Source organism: Acinetobacter lwoffii (assembly GCF_024129735.1).
GTDB lineage: Bacteria > Pseudomonadota > Gammaproteobacteria > Pseudomonadales > Moraxellaceae > Acinetobacter > Acinetobacter lwoffii_H.
In genome coordinates, this window is sequence record NZ_JAMXXK010000004.1 from 19,520 (window position 1) to 35,552 (window position 16,033).

The window sequence follows — 16,033 nt, forward strand, 5'->3', positions numbered from 1 at the left end:
ACAATTATGCAAGATTTATTACAGATTGGTTCACGCCAATTCCAGTCACGCCTTTTGGTAGGCACGGGCAAATACAAAGATTTAAATGAAACTCAGCAGGCCATTGAAACCAGTGGTGCAGAGATTGTCACTGTCGCTATTCGCCGTGTCAATATTGGCCAAGATCCTGACCAGCCGAACCTGCTGTCAGTCATTCCTCCGGAAAAATATACCATTTTGCCGAATACCGCAGGTTGCTTCGATGCCAATAGTGCCGTCCGCACCTGTATGCTGGCGCGTGAGTTGCTCGATGGCCACAATCTGGTCAAACTTGAAGTTTTGGGTGATGAAAAGACACTTTATCCAAACGTAACCGAAACACTGAAAGCTGCGCGCACCTTGATTGACGATGGCTTTGAGATCATGGTTTATACCTCGGATGATCCGATCGTGGCGCAAGAGCTGGAAAGCATGGGCTGTGTTGCGATTATGCCATTGGGTAGCCTGATTGGTTCTGGTCTGGGCATTCTGAATCCACATACCCTGTCAATCATCAAGGAAAATGCCAAAGTTCCTGTCCTAGTCGATGCCGGTGTCGGTACAGCCAGTGATGCTGCGATTGCGATGGAACTGGGCTGTGACGGCGTACTCATGAATACAGCGATTGCGGCAGCGCAAAATCCGGTCTTGATGGCATCTGCGATGAAAAAAGCCGTTGAAGCAGGCCGAGAAGCTTTTCTTGCAGGCCGTATGCCGCGCAAGCGTATGGCCAATGCCAGCTCGCCGGAAACCGGCTATTTCTTTAAATAAATTTTCATCAACAAAAATAAAGGACTCAATTGAGTCCTTTATTTTTTCCAGTAATTAAGGAATCAGACCTTCATCACGCATGGCAATCTGTACAGACTGACGTTCTGCCACCTTATTACGGATATGAATAATATTTTTATATGGACTCAGATCATGCTCAATCTGGTTCGACCAGTTGGTCAAGACAAACAGATAAGCATCCGCAGGCCCAAAGTTATCATCCACCAGATAATCATTGTCCGATTCACCGATAGCTTTATCGATATAACTCAATAGACGATCAATCTCCGCATAGGCTTTTTTCTTTTCATCGTCGGATAACTTGCCACCGAAGAACACCGCATAGGCATCATGTAGTTCAGAGTTCAGATAACCTAACCATTCCAGCACTTTGGCACGTCCCATGCCCGATGGTGGAATCAAATCTTGTTTTGGATCGTGTTGAGCAAGAAACGGTAGAATTGCAACATTTTCTGTCAGGATCAGACCAGGGTTAATTTCTAACGCTGGTACATAGCCTTTAGGATTAACTTCGTAATAATCCGTACCTTTTTCTGTTTTATGTGTTTTTAAATCAACACGTTCCAAATCAAAATCGACATTAATTTCATTTAAAATAATATGTGCTGCCAGTGAGCAGGCACCTGGCGAATAGTAAAGCTTCATTTCTGATCCTTGTTATACACTTCTCAATGTTTTAAATCGCTTCTGACAAACTTTCAAGTGATCAAACCTGTAAATTGCAAAAAAGCGTAACTGTCATTTTGGGGCAGTTACTCATTCAATATTCAGGATATTCCGGGCTTTTGCAAGTCAATCTTGTGTAGATTTTTATCTCTATCTGTTTAACATACACAGGTTTTCAAAATATAGATGATATTTCGTGATTAGCCTGAAAAAAGAAGAATGGTTTTCTAATATCCGCACAGATGTACTGGCAGGTCTGGTGGTGGGACTTGCCCTGATTCCTGAATCAATTGCCTTCTCTGCCATTGCCGGTGTTGATCCGCAAGTCGGTTTGTATGCCTCTTTCTGCATTGCAGTATCCATTGCCTTTTTTGGCGGCCGTCCTGCCATGATCTCTGCGGCTACAGGTGCTATGGCGCTTTTGATGATTACCTTGGTAAAAGAACATGGTCTGCAATATCTGTTGGCTGCCACAATTCTGACCGGTATCATTCAGGTCATTGCGGGGTATTTTAAAGTCGCTAAATTAATGCGTTTTGTATCGCAGGCGGTGGTATACGGATTTTTGAATGCCTTGGCGATCCTGATATTTGTGGCACAAATCCCGGAAATTAACCGGATGGATAGCACCGGTTATCTGTTTATTGCGATTGGTCTGACAATTATTTATCTGTTTCCTTATATCCCTAAAATCGGTAAAGCCATTCCCTCACCTTTGATCTGTATTATCGTACTTAGCGGTTTAGCTCTCTTCTTGGGTGCAGATATGCGTACCGTCAGTGATTTGGGGCAATTTCCAGATACCTTGCCGGTGTTCCTGCTTCCCGAGATTCCACTCAATCTGGAAACCTTGCAAATTATCCTGCCTTATTCCTTTACCTTGGCGACTGTCGGTTTGCTGGAAAGCATGATGACCACTACGGTCATTGATGAAGTGACCGGAACTGAAGGTGACCGTCATCAGGAATGTCGTGGTCAGGGTATGGCCAATATTGTCAGCGGCTTTATGGGCGGGATGGCCGGTTGTGCCATGATCGGCCAGTCAATTATCAATGTGTCTTCAGGGGCACGTACCCGTTTATCGACTCTGGTCGCTGGCGTGTTTCTGCTGTGTCTCGTGGTTTTTTTGAAAGACTGGCTGGCTTATATCCCAATGGCAGCTCTGGTTGCGATCATGATTATGGTGGCATTTACTACCTTTCAATGGGGAGCAATCAAGCAATTCAGCAAACATCCGCTAGAATTTAATACCGTGATGATTGCCGTGATTATTGTCGTGCTTGCCACTCATAATCTGGCGCTTGGTGTATTTGTCGGCGTATTGCTCTCTGCCCTGTTCTTTATTAATAAACTGGAAAGAACTATACATGTCTATACGTATTTAAATACGGTCAATTCACGTAGCTATATTATTTCCGGACAGATATTCTTCAGCAGTACAGAAAAATTCTATCAGTTCTTTGATTTTAAGGAAAAGCTTGAGCATGTCGAACTGGATTTAACCCACGCGCATATCTGGGATGTGACCTCAGTGAACATGTTGAATAATGTGATCCAGAAATTTAAAGCCCAAAATATAGACGTAACAGTGATCGGTTTAAATGAAGCCAGCAGTACACTGATTGACCGGTTTAGTAGCTGATGAACGGTGATTAATAAAAGAGCCTCAATTGGCTCTTTTATTTTATCTGGAAGATCTCGCCAATTTTTATGGAGAAATACCGAGAAAAGTTTGACTTGCTCGGCTCAGGACTTAAAATACCGCATTCTGAATTTTTAGATTTGCCAAAGTTATGTCGAACGATCAATTAGACCAGCAAGTCGTGGAGCTGGAAAACTTAAGCGAGCACCGTGAAATCGTGACGTTTATGCGCCGCTCAATGCCGTTAAACACCTCTCAACGTACTGCGCTTGAACAATATGGTCACTTAATTTTGGAATATCCAGTGGGTGATTTGCGTCAGCACTTTGAACATCCAGAGCGCCCTTTGACTGTAGAAATCGGTTTTGGGATGGGCCGTTCACTGGTATTGATGGCCAAAGCCAATCCTGAGCGTAACTTTGTCGGGATTGAAGTGCATGTACCGGGTATTGCGCAATGCATTTACGAAGCAGGTGTTGAAGGCCTAACGAATTTACGTGTACTGGATGCAGATGCAATTCAGGTATTACGTGAAATGCCAGACAACAGTATCAATACTGTGCAATTGTACTTCCCTGATCCATGGCAGAAAAAGCGTCATTTTAAACGCCGTTTTGTTTCGCATGACCGTATGCCGCTGGTGGAGCAAAAGCTGGAGCTTGGCGGAACTTTCCATGCTGCAACGGACTGGGAACCGTATGCGGAATGGATGATAGAAGTATTGGAAGAACGTCCACGTCTGGAAAATCTGGCGGGCAAAGGCAATAGCTATCCTCGTCCGGAATGGCGTCCACAAACCAAGTTTGAACGTCGCGGGATTGAAGCAGGTCACAAGATTAATGATTTTATCTTCAAGAAAATTTCTTAATCCAAGATTCAAAAAAAGCGCTGATTAATCAGCGCTTTTTTATGGGAGAAATTTTGCAATCCACTTATATATAAAGACAAATGCACCCGAAATAACACTTAAGAAGAAAAATAGATTTTCATCTTTATACTATTTCCATTTTTTATTATTTTTTCTTTTCATTTTTCACCAAAATTAAAGAGGAAAAAGAATTGAGTATTTTATTTTAGACTAAAAAATCCGGCTCTTTTATTTTCGATGACGTTCTAGGATTTGCTCGCTCAACAACTGATAGACATTTTGCAAATCTTCCCGCTGCATATTAGCTAACATCTGCTGATGCATATTCAAGATATTCTGATCACCACGCATCGCTGGGCCGGTCTGCATTTGTTTGGGATCATTCTGCGTGGCTTTACTGGCGGTTTCCAGAATCAAGGGATACAACAAACTAAAATCGACCTGTTGTGCATCAACCACCTGCTTGCCCATGTCATAACAATAATTGGCAAAGTTACAGGCAAATACCGCTGCAAGATGCAAACTGAGACGTTGACTAGAATTATAAGTACAAACACGATTGCTTAGGCTATTTGCCAGTTCTAATAACAGGATTTGGTCCTGTTCATTCACCGCTTCAATCAACAGTGGCGTCTGCTGCCAATCAATCTGGCGTTCGAGACTAAAGGTCTGTAAAGGATAAAATACGCCTGCACGCGCATGCACATTTTTCAGTAAATTGAGATGGGTGCTGCCAGAGGTATGTACGATCAGATTCTGCTGTAGATACGGATGAATCTGTTCAATGACGTTGGCAATCGACTGATCACTGACCGCGATAATGACCAGATCCACCTCATGATCCAGCTGTTGAGGCTGAGCGATGGCCTGAGCGTTGAATTGCTCAGCCAGATATTGTGCTTTTTCTAGGGTTCGACTGTAGATCTGTACGATCTCATGGTGTGCTGACAATACAAGGGCAAGATGATATGCCACTCGCCCTGCCCCAATCATACTGATCCGCATCTTGTGCTGTTCCTGACTCATTGCGCACAGCATGCCAATAAATACAGATTGAGGCAATTGGCCTTGATGTTTTTGAATAGGCTTTAGAACTTTCGCAGGGTCAGAATCTGTTCACTTCGGCCAAAAGGTCCATGAACATCATGCAGAATCCCGCTAGTCAGACCGATACCATCTTCACCATATTGCTGCACCACTTCCAGTCCCAGCCATTTACCCTGCGGCAGACGGTGCATATGAATCTGCAGGTCCAGATTCGGAAATCCCCAACCGGAATTCGGGTCCTGACGTGGCACAATGCCATTGGCCGTATCGACCATACCGAGCAAACGACTAAAGTCTGTCGTCGGTTGACCTTCTACCATGTCCAGCGAATTTCTTAGCCAGACAATGCCCTTGCCTGCACGATGGTCAGCATGTGCCCGGGTTTCAATACTCTGGATATAACCGCCCGGCCAGCAGCGCATACCCTCCCAAACCGGTAAATATTCTGGACTTTCGATCGGAAAATCTTCCACTCCAGCAATGGCCGTGGTATTTGAAGTTAGCATTCTCCACGCGCGTGCCACGATACAGGTTTTACCATTGGCACACATTTCAGCTTCAACCAGTTCAATGGTTTTACCCGGACGGATCATGCGTGTGGTAATCGAAAATTCACCAAAGGCTATCAGGCCAAAAATATCCAGCCCGACCCGACCAATACGCATGTCAGCACGTGGCTGAAACTGTTCCAGTTCGACGCATAGAATACCGGTGGCTGGCGCCATGTGCTGCTCATGCGGATTCCACGCACCTTGTGCATGAATATTAGAACGGTAATAAGCCGTAGTACTGCCATCTGCATGCTGTTCGCGCTGAATAAAACTGTAATATGCCGACATTGTTTTAATACTTCCCTGAATATTCACTTAAACTTTAGAGTTTACAAAAAGTGCTTTTATCTTTATTTTCTGAGCAAAAAGCCATGATAATCCATGATTTGACAATAAATTTTGCACTGTTTAAATCCGACTTTGGTTAAAAGCGCTTTAAAATTATGCGCAGATAACAAGTAAAAATCCTGCTCCAAGCGTTCAATCATCTTGGTACTTTGCGTTACACTCAACCCTGTCTGTTGTGCCATCTTCTGCATAGTTTTAATGTCTTGCTGATCTTCAGGTTGCATCAGATCATAGGTCAATGCAAGACCATTGGTTTTAAGACACTGATAGATAGCCTGAAAAAATCCGTTTTTTTCGGAATTTGGAATGAAATGAGCCACCAGAATGGCCAATGCGGCATCGAAAGTATCCGGCTGATTCAAATCTTGAATCATACTTTGGATGAATTGCACCCTTTGTCGATCTATAGAATTCAGATTTTTACTAGCCTGTTTCAGCATGGCTGCTGATGGATCAATTGCAGTAAAGGTCCAGTCTGGATGTTGCTCTAATAAATACGACAATTCATAACCTGTTCCGCAACCCACTATTAATATATGTGCGGTTTCTGGGAGTTCAGTGCTGAGAATTGCTTCAATCTGCTGATGCACCAGTTCATAACCGGGAATCAGTTTACGGATATGATCGTCATAACTGACGACCACGACTTCACTGTGAAAGTTTTTTGCCATATTTTTACTCTAAATCTATGCACGAATCTAAAACTCAGGCGGGTATTTAGATAGATTGAATATTTAAATCTTGTAGCTTGATCTTATTTACTGTTTTCTTGAAATTTGATCATAGACCCGGCGACATGGATGTCGCCATTTTGCTGAGGGACATGGAAGTCCCTTCAGCAAAATAAAGGGATTTTGCTTACTTTTGGCCCATCAAAAGTAAGAAAAGCCTAAACATTGATATCGAAACCGTTATACAAATGGAGGCAATGCATGCATTAAATACTGCTTTGCCCCATTTAAGAATCGCATCAATACAATTTAAGCAATCTCTTTCAAGTTCAGCTCTTCACGCATAAATTCACGCAATTTGAACTTCTGCGCCTTACCGGAAGCCGTCATTGGAAATTCCTGGAAGAAACGCACATAACGTGGCACTTTATTGTGAGAAATATGCTCCTTACAATACTGACGGATAGTTTCCTCAGTACACGGATCATTTTCATGCAGGATGATGCAAGCACAAAGTTCCTCACCATATTTATGGTCTGGCACACCGATCACCTGTACATCTGAAACGGCAGGATGGGTATAAAGGAAATCTTCGATTTCTTTCGGGAACAGGTTTTCTCCGCCACGAATGACGACATCCTTGATTCGACCCTTGATTTTCACAAAGCCTTCATCATCCATTTCAGCGATATCACCGGTATGCATCCAGCGTGCAGCATCAATCACTTCCTGAGTTTTGTCCTGGTCTTCCCAGTAACCGAGCATGACGGAATAACCGCGTACACATAGCTCGCCCAATTGACCGCGTGGCACCACCTTGCCATTTTCATCGACAATTTTAACTTCCAGATGCGGATGTACCCGGCCAACCGTACTAACACGTCGCTCGACACTGTCTGCCGTTGAGCTTTGTGCACTCACTGGCGCAGTTTCGGTCATGCCATAACAAATCGTGATTTCAGACATATGCATGCGTTCAATCACGCGCTGCATAATTTCCTGCGGACATGGACTACCCGCCATAATCCCGGTACGCAGACTGGACAGGTCAAATTCGTCAAACTGTTCATGCTCAAGAATGGCGATAAACATGGTTGGCACACCATAAGCCGCAGTACATTTTTCCTGCTGAATGGCTTTCAAGGTTTCCAGCGGATTAAATACAGCTGATGGATAGATCATGGCAGAACCATGCGTAATACAGGCCAGATTACCCATCACCATACCAAAGCAGTGAAATAAAGGAACTGAAATACAGACGCGGTCTTCTGGACCTAAATGAATCGCTTCACCGACAAAGTACCCGTTATTTAAAATATTATTATGGGTCAGCATGGTGCCTTTCGGATTGCCCGTAGTGCCCGAAGTAAACTGGATATTAATCGTTTCATCGAACTGCAATTCACTGGAGATCTGTTGCAGTTGTTCCAGCTCTTGGGCGCTTGGCGAGCTTAGTAAATCCTGAAAACGGTGGATACCGGTATGCTGCTGATCATCAATTTTAATCACATGCTTTAAATGCGGCAAGCGCTCTGCATTGAGGAATTTACTTTCAGTCTGCATCAGCTCAGGTGCAATTTTAGTCAGAATTTCCTGATAGTCCGTCGTCTTAAACTGCGCTGCAATCACCAATCCCTTACAGGAGACCTTGTTTAGCACATATTCAAGCTCATTGCTTTTATAGGCCGGATTCAGGTTCACCAGAATAATGCCTGCCTTGAAGGCCGCAAACTGGGTAATGGTCCATTCCACACAGTTCGGCGACCAGATTGCCAGACGGTCACCTTTTTGCATACCCAGTTTCAGCAGCTGACAGGCAAAGGCATTGACCTGATCCTGTAGCTGCCGGTAACTGAGGCGTATGTTCTGATGCAAACTCACTACCGCATCACGTTCTGCATAGTGCTCGCAAGCCTGATCAAATTTTGCACCAATCGTCATGCCCAATAAAGGCTGGCTGCTGGTTCCATAGGCATAGCTTAACCGTACTTGTGTCATTGAATCGATCTCCTTGATTCTTTGTAATTCTGATTTTCAACTTTACTAATTGTTTTATGACCACGACGACCTTGTCTGTGTACCGGTTTTTTGTGTGTTTATGCTTGTAAATTTTCCTCCTGCCCACGTACTGCGTTGACACAAAAATCGGCAATCTGTTTGACAAAGTGATCCTTATACTTCTGATCAAACATGACATTTCGGGACGGATTTAAAGGTTCAATCACGACAAAGGTCATGGCACCAACCACACCTAATGCTGCCGTATTCAAATCTTCAAATTCGAATTCTCCATTGACCTTTCCTTCGGCCAGAATTTCCTTAATGCTCTGCTTAAGCAGCTGCTTACTGCGAAAACGCTCATGTTCCATTTCCGGATCAACCGGTTCGAACATCAGTGAATACGCCAATTGGGGGCTATTCATGGCACGCTTGACAAAAGTTGTAACAGATTTTTGCAATTTCAGTCTTGGCGACAAATCTGACTCGGCAATATGGTTCAGAATTCCGACTTCATGCTGAATCGCGGCCGACAAAACCTCAATTAAAATCTGGCTTTTGCTTTCGAAATATCGATAGACCAGCCCTGTAGAAACGCCTGCGCGTTCTGCAATCGCCTGAATCGATGCCTCCTTCAAGCCCCCTTGAATAATCAGTTCACGAGCAGATTCCAAAATCGACAGGCGATTTTGTTCCATTCGTTCCTGCATCAATGATGATCTTTTATAACTCATAAAATTAATCTCAACAAGATAAAATGAATTGTAAATCATTTTGTGAATATAGATTCACTTTTTTATTTTTTCGTTGTATGTTAAAACCACAAGCACAACAACAATGCTTTTTTGGACACAACAAATATAACCTCAGGATGGATGAAGAATGAATTTACAAAGCTTGGATTTCGGTTTGGATGAAACTCTAATAGCGCTTCGTGATTCAGTGGCCGCATTTTGCGCCAAAGAAATTACCCCGATTGCTCAACAGGTTGACCGTGACAACGAGTTCCCTGCTCACCTTTGGAAAAAATTTGGCGAGATGGGCCTGCTCGGTTTAACGGTCAGTGAGGAATATGGCGGTTCAAATTTCGGTTATCTGGCGCACATCATTGCCATGCAGGAAATTTCCCGCGCTTCAGCATCGATTGGTTTGTCTTATGGCGCACATTCTAACCTATGTGTAAACCAAATTAAGCGTAATGGTACGGAAGAACAGAAGCAGCGCTATCTGCCTAAACTGATTTCAGGTGAATATGTCGGTGCTCTGGCGATGTCTGAACCGAATGCCGGTTCGGATGTAGTCAGCATGAAATTGAAAGCAGAAGACAAAGGCGATCATTATCTCCTGAATGGTTCAAAAATGTGGATTACCAATGGTGGCGATGCCGAGGTCCTGGTGGTCTATGCAAAAACCGATTTGCAAGCCGGTGCCAAAGGCATGACTGCATTTCTGGTGGAGAAAAATATGCCAGGTTTCAGCCATGGCACGCATTTGGACAAACTGGGTATGCGCGGTTCAAACACTTATCCGCTGTTTTTTGACAATGTGGAAGTTCCGAAAGAAAACGTCATGGGTGGCGTCGGTAATGGCACCAAAGTGTTAATGAGTGGTTTGGACTATGAACGTGCTGTATTGAGCGCTGGCCCACTGGGGATTATGGATGCCTGTATGGATACCGTGATTCCATATATTCATGACCGTAAACAGTTTGGTCAGGCACTGGGCGAATTCCAGTTAATGCAAGGCAAAATTGCCGATATGTATTCGACCTGGCTGGCATGTAAGGCATTGGTTTATGCGGTCGGCGCTGAATGTGACAAGGCCGAACATAGCCGTAGCCTGCGTAAAGATGCAGCCAGTGCCATTTTATATGCTGCTGAAAAAGCGACCTGGATGGCGGGCGAAACCATTCAGACTTTAGGTGGTAACGGTTATATCAACGAGTTTGCTGCCGGCCGTTTATGGCGCGATGCCAAACTGTATGAAATTGGCGCCGGTACTTCAGAAATCCGCCGCATGCTGATTGGCCGTGAACTTTTCAACGAAACAGCCTAAACCTTAACACTTAGAATAAAACAAGGATGTTCGTCATGAATCAGTTATCGAGCAAAATCAATATACGTAGTGAAGAGTTTAAAACCAACCAGACTGCCATGCTGCAACTGGTGGATGATCTGAAACAGAAAGTTGAAAAAATTGCTTTGGGTGGTGGAGAAACTGTCCGCCAGAAACATCTGGATCGCGGCAAATTGTTACCACGAGAACGGATTAATCACCTGATTGATCCAGGAACCGCTTTTCTGGAAATTGGTCAGCTGGCTGCCTATCAGGTGTATCAGGATGATGTGCCTGCCGCAGGTGTGGTCGCTGGTGTTGGTCAGGTCAACGGTGTGACCTGCATGATCATCGCCAATGATGCTACGGTGAAAGGCGGTACTTATTATCCATTAACAGTGAAAAAGCATTTACGTGCCCAGGAAATTGCCGAACAGAACCATCTGACTTGTATTTATCTGGTGGATTCAGGCGGTGCATATTTGCCTTTACAGGATGAAGTATTTCCAGACCGCGATCACTTCGGCCGTATTTTCTACAATCAGGCACGTATGTCGAGCCAAGGTATCGCCCAAATTGCAGTGGTGATGGGCAGCTGTACTGCAGGCGGTGCTTATGTGCCTGCCATGTCAGATGAAACCATTATTGTCCGCAATCAGGGCACCATTTTCCTAGGCGGCCCTCCTCTAGTTAAGGCAGCTACTGGTGAAGTGGTGTCCAGTGAGGATCTCGGTGGTGGTGATGTGCATACCCGTTTGTCTGGCGTGGCTGATCATCTGGCTGAAAACGATGAACATGCACTTGCGATTGCCCGCAACATCGTGGCCAACCTGAACAAAAAGCCAAACAAGACCGCAGATGAAATCGAAGCGCCGCTGTTTGACAGTTCGGAACTGTACGGCATTGTGCCGAGTGACGCGCGCAAGCCTTTTGATATCCGTGAAGTGATAGCGCGTATTGTCGATGGCTCACGTTTTGACGAGTTCAAGGCACGTTTCGGCACTACCCTGGTGACCGGTTTTGCCAAGCTCTATGGCATGCCGGTCGGGATTATTGCCAATAATGGCATTCTATTTTCCGAGTCTGCCCAAAAAGGCGCACATTTTATTGAACTGTGTACCCAGCGCAATATTCCGCTGATTTTCCTGCAAAATATTACCGGCTTTATGGTCGGCCGCCAGTATGAAAATGAAGGCATTGCCAAAAATGGTGCTAAGCTGGTGATGGCCGTCGCCAATGCCAATGTACCGAAACTGACTCTAGTGATTGGCGGTTCTTTTGGTGCAGGCAACTATGGTATGTGTGGACGCGCTTACTCGCCACGCTTTATGTGGACCTGGCCAAACTCGCGTATTTCAGTGATGGGCGGTGAACAGGCCTCCAGCGTCTTGTCGACCTTAAAACGTGACCAGATTGAGCAAAAAGGCGGAACTTGGTCAGCTGAAGAAGAAGACCAGTTTAAACAGCCGATTCGTGACCAGTACGAACGCCAAGGCCATCCTTATTATGCGTCTTCGCGTTTATGGGATGATGGTGTGATTGATCCAGCGCAATCGCGTGAAGTACTAGCCTTGAGTCTGGCTGCAGCCCTGAATGCGCCCATCCAGCCAACCAAATTCGGCGTGTTCCGCATGTAAGAGGTGACAAAATGACATATCAATTTTTACAGCTCGAACAGCAGAATCAGGTGGCAACGGTTTGGATTAACCGTGCTGAACTGCACAATGCCTTTAATACTCAAGTCATTGAAGAACTGCATGCTTGCTTCCAGTCTTTAAATAACCGTGATGATGTACGCGTGGTGATTCTGGCGGGTCGTGGCAAAAGCTTCTCGGCCGGTGCTGACCTGAACTGGATGAAACAGGCCGGTCAGGCATCACAGGCAGACAATGAGGCGGATGCGCTCAAACTGGCGAAAATGCTGCAAAGTCTGGCAACCTTGAAACAGCCGACCATTGCCCGGGTACATGGTATTGCGTTTGGCGGCGGCATGGGTCTGGCTTCGGCCTGTGATATTTGCGTGGCCAGTACCGATGCAAAGTTTGCGACGTCGGAAGTACGTTTAGGTCTGGCACCTTCGACCATCAGCCCGTATGTAATTCGTGCAATTGGTACACGTCAAGCTTCACGTTATTTCCTGACTGCCGAGCGGATTACTGCTGAACAGGCCAAAAGCATTGGTCTTGCGCATGAAGTCACTCCACCAGAACAGCTCGACAGCAAAATTGATGAAATTGTGGAAGCACTTTTACTTGGTGGTCCTGCCGCACAGAGCGCATCGAAACAGTTGATTCAACTGGTTGACCAACAGGTATTGACCGAAGATTTATTGCTTAAAACAGCACAGCATATTGCCCATATTCGCCAGGGAGATGAGGCGAAAAATGGACTGAATGCATTTTTGAACAAACAAAGCCCGGCTTGGATCAAGACCACGGCATAACAACGAGAAGGATCCTACAATGTTTGAGAAGATTTTAATTGCCAACCGTGGTGAAATTGCCTGCCGTGTGATTCGTACAGCGAAGAAATTAGGAATTGCCACCGTTGCCGTCTATTCCGATGCTGATGCGCAGGCACAACATGTGAAACTGGCCGATGAAGCGATCTATATTGGTGAATCGCCAGCAGCACAAAGTTATTTGCAAATTGATCGCATTATTCAGGCAGCCAAAAACACTGGTGCCCAGGCGATTCACCCCGGTTATGGTTTCCTGTCCGAAAATGACCAGTTTGCCTTGGCCTGTCAGGACAACAATATTGTCTTTATTGGCCCGCCAGTCGATGCCATTCTGGCAATGGGTCTAAAGGCCACCTCTAAAGCGCTGATGGAAAAAGCCGGTGTGCCTCTAACCCCCGGCTATCATGGGACCAATCAGGATGCCGACTTCCTGAAACAGCAGGCAGACAATATTGGCTATCCGGTACTGATCAAGGCCAGTGCCGGCGGTGGCGGTAAAGGCATGCGTCTGGTGGAACGCAGCGAAGATTTTCTTAGCTCGCTTGCTTCATGCAAGAGTGAAGCACGTTCAAGTTTTGGCAATGAAGACGTTCTGATTGAACGTTATGTGATTCAGCCACGTCATATTGAAGTGCAGGTGTTTGGTGATACCCACGGCAATTATGTACATCTGTTCGAACGTGATTGCTCGGTACAGCGTCGCCATCAGAAAGTGTTGGAAGAAGCGCCTGCACCGAAAATGCCGGAAGACAAACTGGAGGCGATGCGTCAGGCGGCAATCGATGCTGCGCGTGCAGTAAATTATGTCGGTGCCGGTACAGTCGAGTTTATCGTGGAGCAAGACGGCACAGCTTACTTCATGGAAATGAACACCCGTCTTCAGGTTGAACATCCGGTCACTGAAATGATTACCGGACAGGATCTGGTGGAATGGCAACTGCGCGTGGCTTTTGGTGAGCCTTTACCAAAGCAGCAGTATGAATTACAGATTCATGGACATGCACTCGAAGCCCGTGTCTATGCCGAAGAACCGGAAAAAGGCTTTATTCCTGCGATTGGTCAGATCAGCTACCTGCATTATCCGGAGCAAAGTGACTGTGTACGTGTCGATAGCGGTATTGTCGAGGGCGACGAGATCAGCACTTATTATGATCCGATGATTGCCAAACTGATTGTCTGGGGCAAAAACCGTGAAGCAGCCCTAACCCAGATGCACCATGCACTGGGTCAGTTCCATGTCGATGGTCTGGGTAACAATATTGCTTTTCTAGATCGCCTAGTGCTGTGTGACTCGTTTAAAAATGCACATTTAGATACCGGCCTGATTCAACGTGAAGAAGAATTTCTGCTCAAACCTTCTGCGGATATCCGTGCCGAACTGGTAGTTAGTGCCGCACTGATTGAGCTCCTGGCACGTCAAGCACAGAATCCCGCTCCAAGCAATCCGGTATGGCAGCAGCAAGCATTCTGGCGCCTAAACCAGCAAAATAGCCATACAGTGCAATTACAACGCAATGGCATCAACCTGAAAGTTCAGTTCCGCACTCAGGATCAAGGCTTTGTCGCCAGCTATAACGGTCAGCAAATTCAAATTCAGGGTCAGCTCGTCGATGCCCATACTTTAGCGTTACAACTGGCGGGTAAACAGCAAAAACTGGCTTTTAGCCAGACTGAGCAAGGCATTACCCTATTCCAGAATGGTCAAAGCTATAAGTTCAATTACCTGAAGTCTGATTTTAATAATCAGGATGAACAAGGCACGGAAAATAACCTGATCGCGCCAATGCCAGGCGTCATTACCCAGGTGCTCGTGGCAGCCAATGACAAAGTCAAAAAAGATGATGTGCTGATGACGCTGGAAGCCATGAAGATCGAATACTCGATTCGCGCACCGCATGACGGCATCATCGCAAGCTCATATTTCCAGAAGGGTGATCAGGTTAAAGCCGGTGATGAACTGGTCGAGTTCCAGCCGCTGGCGGAGGAAGTGGCATGACGAATTTTGTCAAAATCGTAGAAGTCGGGCCACGCGATGGCCTGCAAAATGAAAAAACACCTTTGACATTGGATGACCGGAAAAACCTGATTGTGGACCTGATGAAAACCGGTCTGCAGTCCATCGAAGTTGGTTCCTGCGTTTCAGCCAAATGGGTACCGCAAATGGCAGACAGTGATGTGCTCTTTGCCAGCCTACCTCAAGATCCAAATATTCAGTTCAGTCTGCTGACCCCAAATCTGAAAGGTTTTGAATCGGCACTGGCTGTGGGTTGCAAGGAAGTGGCAGTATTTACCGCTGCTTCTGAAAGCTTTACCCGCAAAAACATCAACTGCTCGATTGATGAAAGTTTTGAGAAGTTTGCCGATGTGATGTCAGCCGCCAAAGCCAATGACATCAAGGTACGCGGTTATGTCTCCTGTATGGTGGACTGTCCTTATGAAGGTGCGATTGATCCCAAGCAGGTGGTGAAAGTCACGCAGCGTTTGCTGGAGATGGGCTGCTATGAAGTGTCGTTGGGTGAAACCATTGGCACGGCCACCCCAGACCGGGTTAAATACGTCTGGGAAGCTTGTTTGGCTGAACTTGATGCCAAAGTGCTGGCCGGTCATTTCCATAATACCTACGGCATGGCGATTGCCAATATTTATCAGTCACTGTTGCAAGGCATTCGGGTCTTTGACTCCTCCATTGCTGGACTGGGTGGCTGTCCTTATGCCCAAGGTGCATCTGGCAATGTCTCGACCGAAGACCTGTATTACCTGCTCTCGAATATGGGCTTTGAAACCGGTATTCAGCTGGATGCACTGATGCAGGCCAGTCGTAATATCAGTGAAGTCTTGCAGCGCAATAATCCATCCAATTATGCCAATGCCTACTGGCAAAAAGCCTGTGCTTAACAATAATCATGCTTGAGCAAA

At 45.7% G+C, this 16,033-nt stretch carries 14 protein-coding genes; 8 read left to right on the top strand and 6 right to left on the bottom strand.

What is annotated here, in order from left to right; genetic code table 11:
- The first annotated feature begins 6 nt into the window (after positions 1 to 6).
- On the top strand, positions 7 to 789 hold the full coding sequence (locus NI469_RS02080) for a thiazole synthase (protein WP_004646601.1): 783 nt from the start codon (positions 7 to 9) through the stop codon (positions 787 to 789).
- A gap of 54 nt (positions 790 to 843) precedes the next feature.
- Here NI469_RS02080 and NI469_RS02085 read toward each other — a convergent pair whose 3' ends face one another.
- Complete coding sequence (locus NI469_RS02085) at positions 844 to 1,455, bottom strand: glutathione binding-like protein (protein ID WP_004729975.1); 612 nt, start codon at positions 1,453 to 1,455, stop codon at positions 844 to 846.
- Between the two features lie 217 nt (positions 1,456 to 1,672).
- Between NI469_RS02085 and NI469_RS02090 the strand changes: the two genes are divergently transcribed.
- The gene (locus NI469_RS02090; RefSeq protein WP_253174322.1) at positions 1,673 to 3,118 is read left to right on the top strand and encodes a SulP family inorganic anion transporter; all 1,446 of its coding nucleotides are present in this window, start codon (positions 1,673 to 1,675) and stop codon (positions 3,116 to 3,118) included.
- A gap of 151 nt (positions 3,119 to 3,269) precedes the next feature.
- A complete protein-coding gene (gene trmB, locus NI469_RS02095) occupies positions 3,270 to 3,986 on the top strand; it encodes a tRNA (guanosine(46)-N7)-methyltransferase TrmB (RefSeq protein WP_004729978.1) in 717 nt (238 codons plus the stop codon).
- A gap of 228 nt (positions 3,987 to 4,214) precedes the next feature.
- Here the strand turns inward: trmB and NI469_RS02100 are convergent, their stop codons facing one another.
- The 5 genes from NI469_RS02100 to NI469_RS02120 form a co-directional block, all read right to left on the bottom strand.
- Positions 4,215 to 4,991, bottom strand: a complete 777-nt coding sequence (locus NI469_RS02100) for a Rossmann-like and DUF2520 domain-containing protein (RefSeq protein WP_253174360.1) — start codon at positions 4,989 to 4,991, stop codon at positions 4,215 to 4,217.
- An 83-nt stretch (positions 4,992 to 5,074) separates the two neighbouring features.
- Positions 5,075 to 5,872 carry a thioesterase family protein gene (locus NI469_RS02105; protein WP_004280113.1) on the bottom strand — a complete coding sequence of 266 codons (798 nt, stop codon included), beginning with the start codon at positions 5,870 to 5,872 and terminating at the stop codon, positions 5,075 to 5,077.
- Positions 5,873 to 5,934: 62 nt separating this feature from the next.
- Positions 5,935 to 6,603 carry a class I SAM-dependent methyltransferase gene (locus tag NI469_RS02110; RefSeq protein ID WP_253174323.1) on the bottom strand — a complete coding sequence of 223 codons (669 nt, stop codon included), beginning with the start codon at positions 6,601 to 6,603 and terminating at the stop codon, positions 5,935 to 5,937.
- 309 nt (positions 6,604 to 6,912) lie between these two features.
- Positions 6,913 to 8,601 (bottom strand): AMP-binding protein, encoded by a 1,689-nt coding sequence (locus NI469_RS02115; RefSeq protein ID WP_253174325.1) that lies wholly within the window; start codon positions 8,599 to 8,601, stop codon positions 6,913 to 6,915.
- A gap of 98 nt (positions 8,602 to 8,699) precedes the next feature.
- Positions 8,700 to 9,335: a TetR/AcrR family transcriptional regulator gene (locus tag NI469_RS02120; protein WP_044112700.1), complete on the bottom strand. Its 636-nt coding sequence runs from the start codon at positions 9,333 to 9,335 to the stop codon at positions 8,700 to 8,702.
- Between the two features lie 148 nt (positions 9,336 to 9,483).
- Between NI469_RS02120 and NI469_RS02125 the strand changes: the two genes are divergently transcribed.
- Genes NI469_RS02125 through NI469_RS02145 form a run of 5 tightly spaced genes read left to right on the top strand, consistent with a single transcriptional unit; the run spans position 9,484 to position 16,012 of the window.
- On the top strand, positions 9,484 to 10,656 hold the full coding sequence (locus NI469_RS02125; RefSeq protein WP_253174327.1) for an isovaleryl-CoA dehydrogenase: 1,173 nt from the start codon (positions 9,484 to 9,486) through the stop codon (positions 10,654 to 10,656).
- Positions 10,657 to 10,691: 35 nt separating this feature from the next.
- Positions 10,692 to 12,293, top strand: a complete 1,602-nt coding sequence (locus tag NI469_RS02130; RefSeq protein ID WP_253174329.1) for a carboxyl transferase domain-containing protein — start codon at positions 10,692 to 10,694, stop codon at positions 12,291 to 12,293.
- An 11-nt stretch (positions 12,294 to 12,304) separates the two neighbouring features.
- Positions 12,305 to 13,099: an enoyl-CoA hydratase/isomerase family protein gene (locus tag NI469_RS02135; RefSeq protein WP_004280123.1), complete on the top strand. Its 795-nt coding sequence runs from the start codon at positions 12,305 to 12,307 to the stop codon at positions 13,097 to 13,099.
- A 19-nt stretch (positions 13,100 to 13,118) separates the two neighbouring features.
- Entirely contained in the window at positions 13,119 to 15,113 is a 1,995-nt protein-coding gene (locus NI469_RS02140) for an acetyl/propionyl/methylcrotonyl-CoA carboxylase subunit alpha (protein ID WP_253174330.1), read from the top strand.
- Complete coding sequence (locus NI469_RS02145; RefSeq protein ID WP_253174332.1) at positions 15,110 to 16,012, top strand: hydroxymethylglutaryl-CoA lyase; 903 nt, start codon at positions 15,110 to 15,112, stop codon at positions 16,010 to 16,012. The genes NI469_RS02140 and NI469_RS02145 overlap by 4 nt, the downstream gene beginning before the upstream one ends.
- Positions 16,013 to 16,033: the final 21 nt, after the last annotated feature.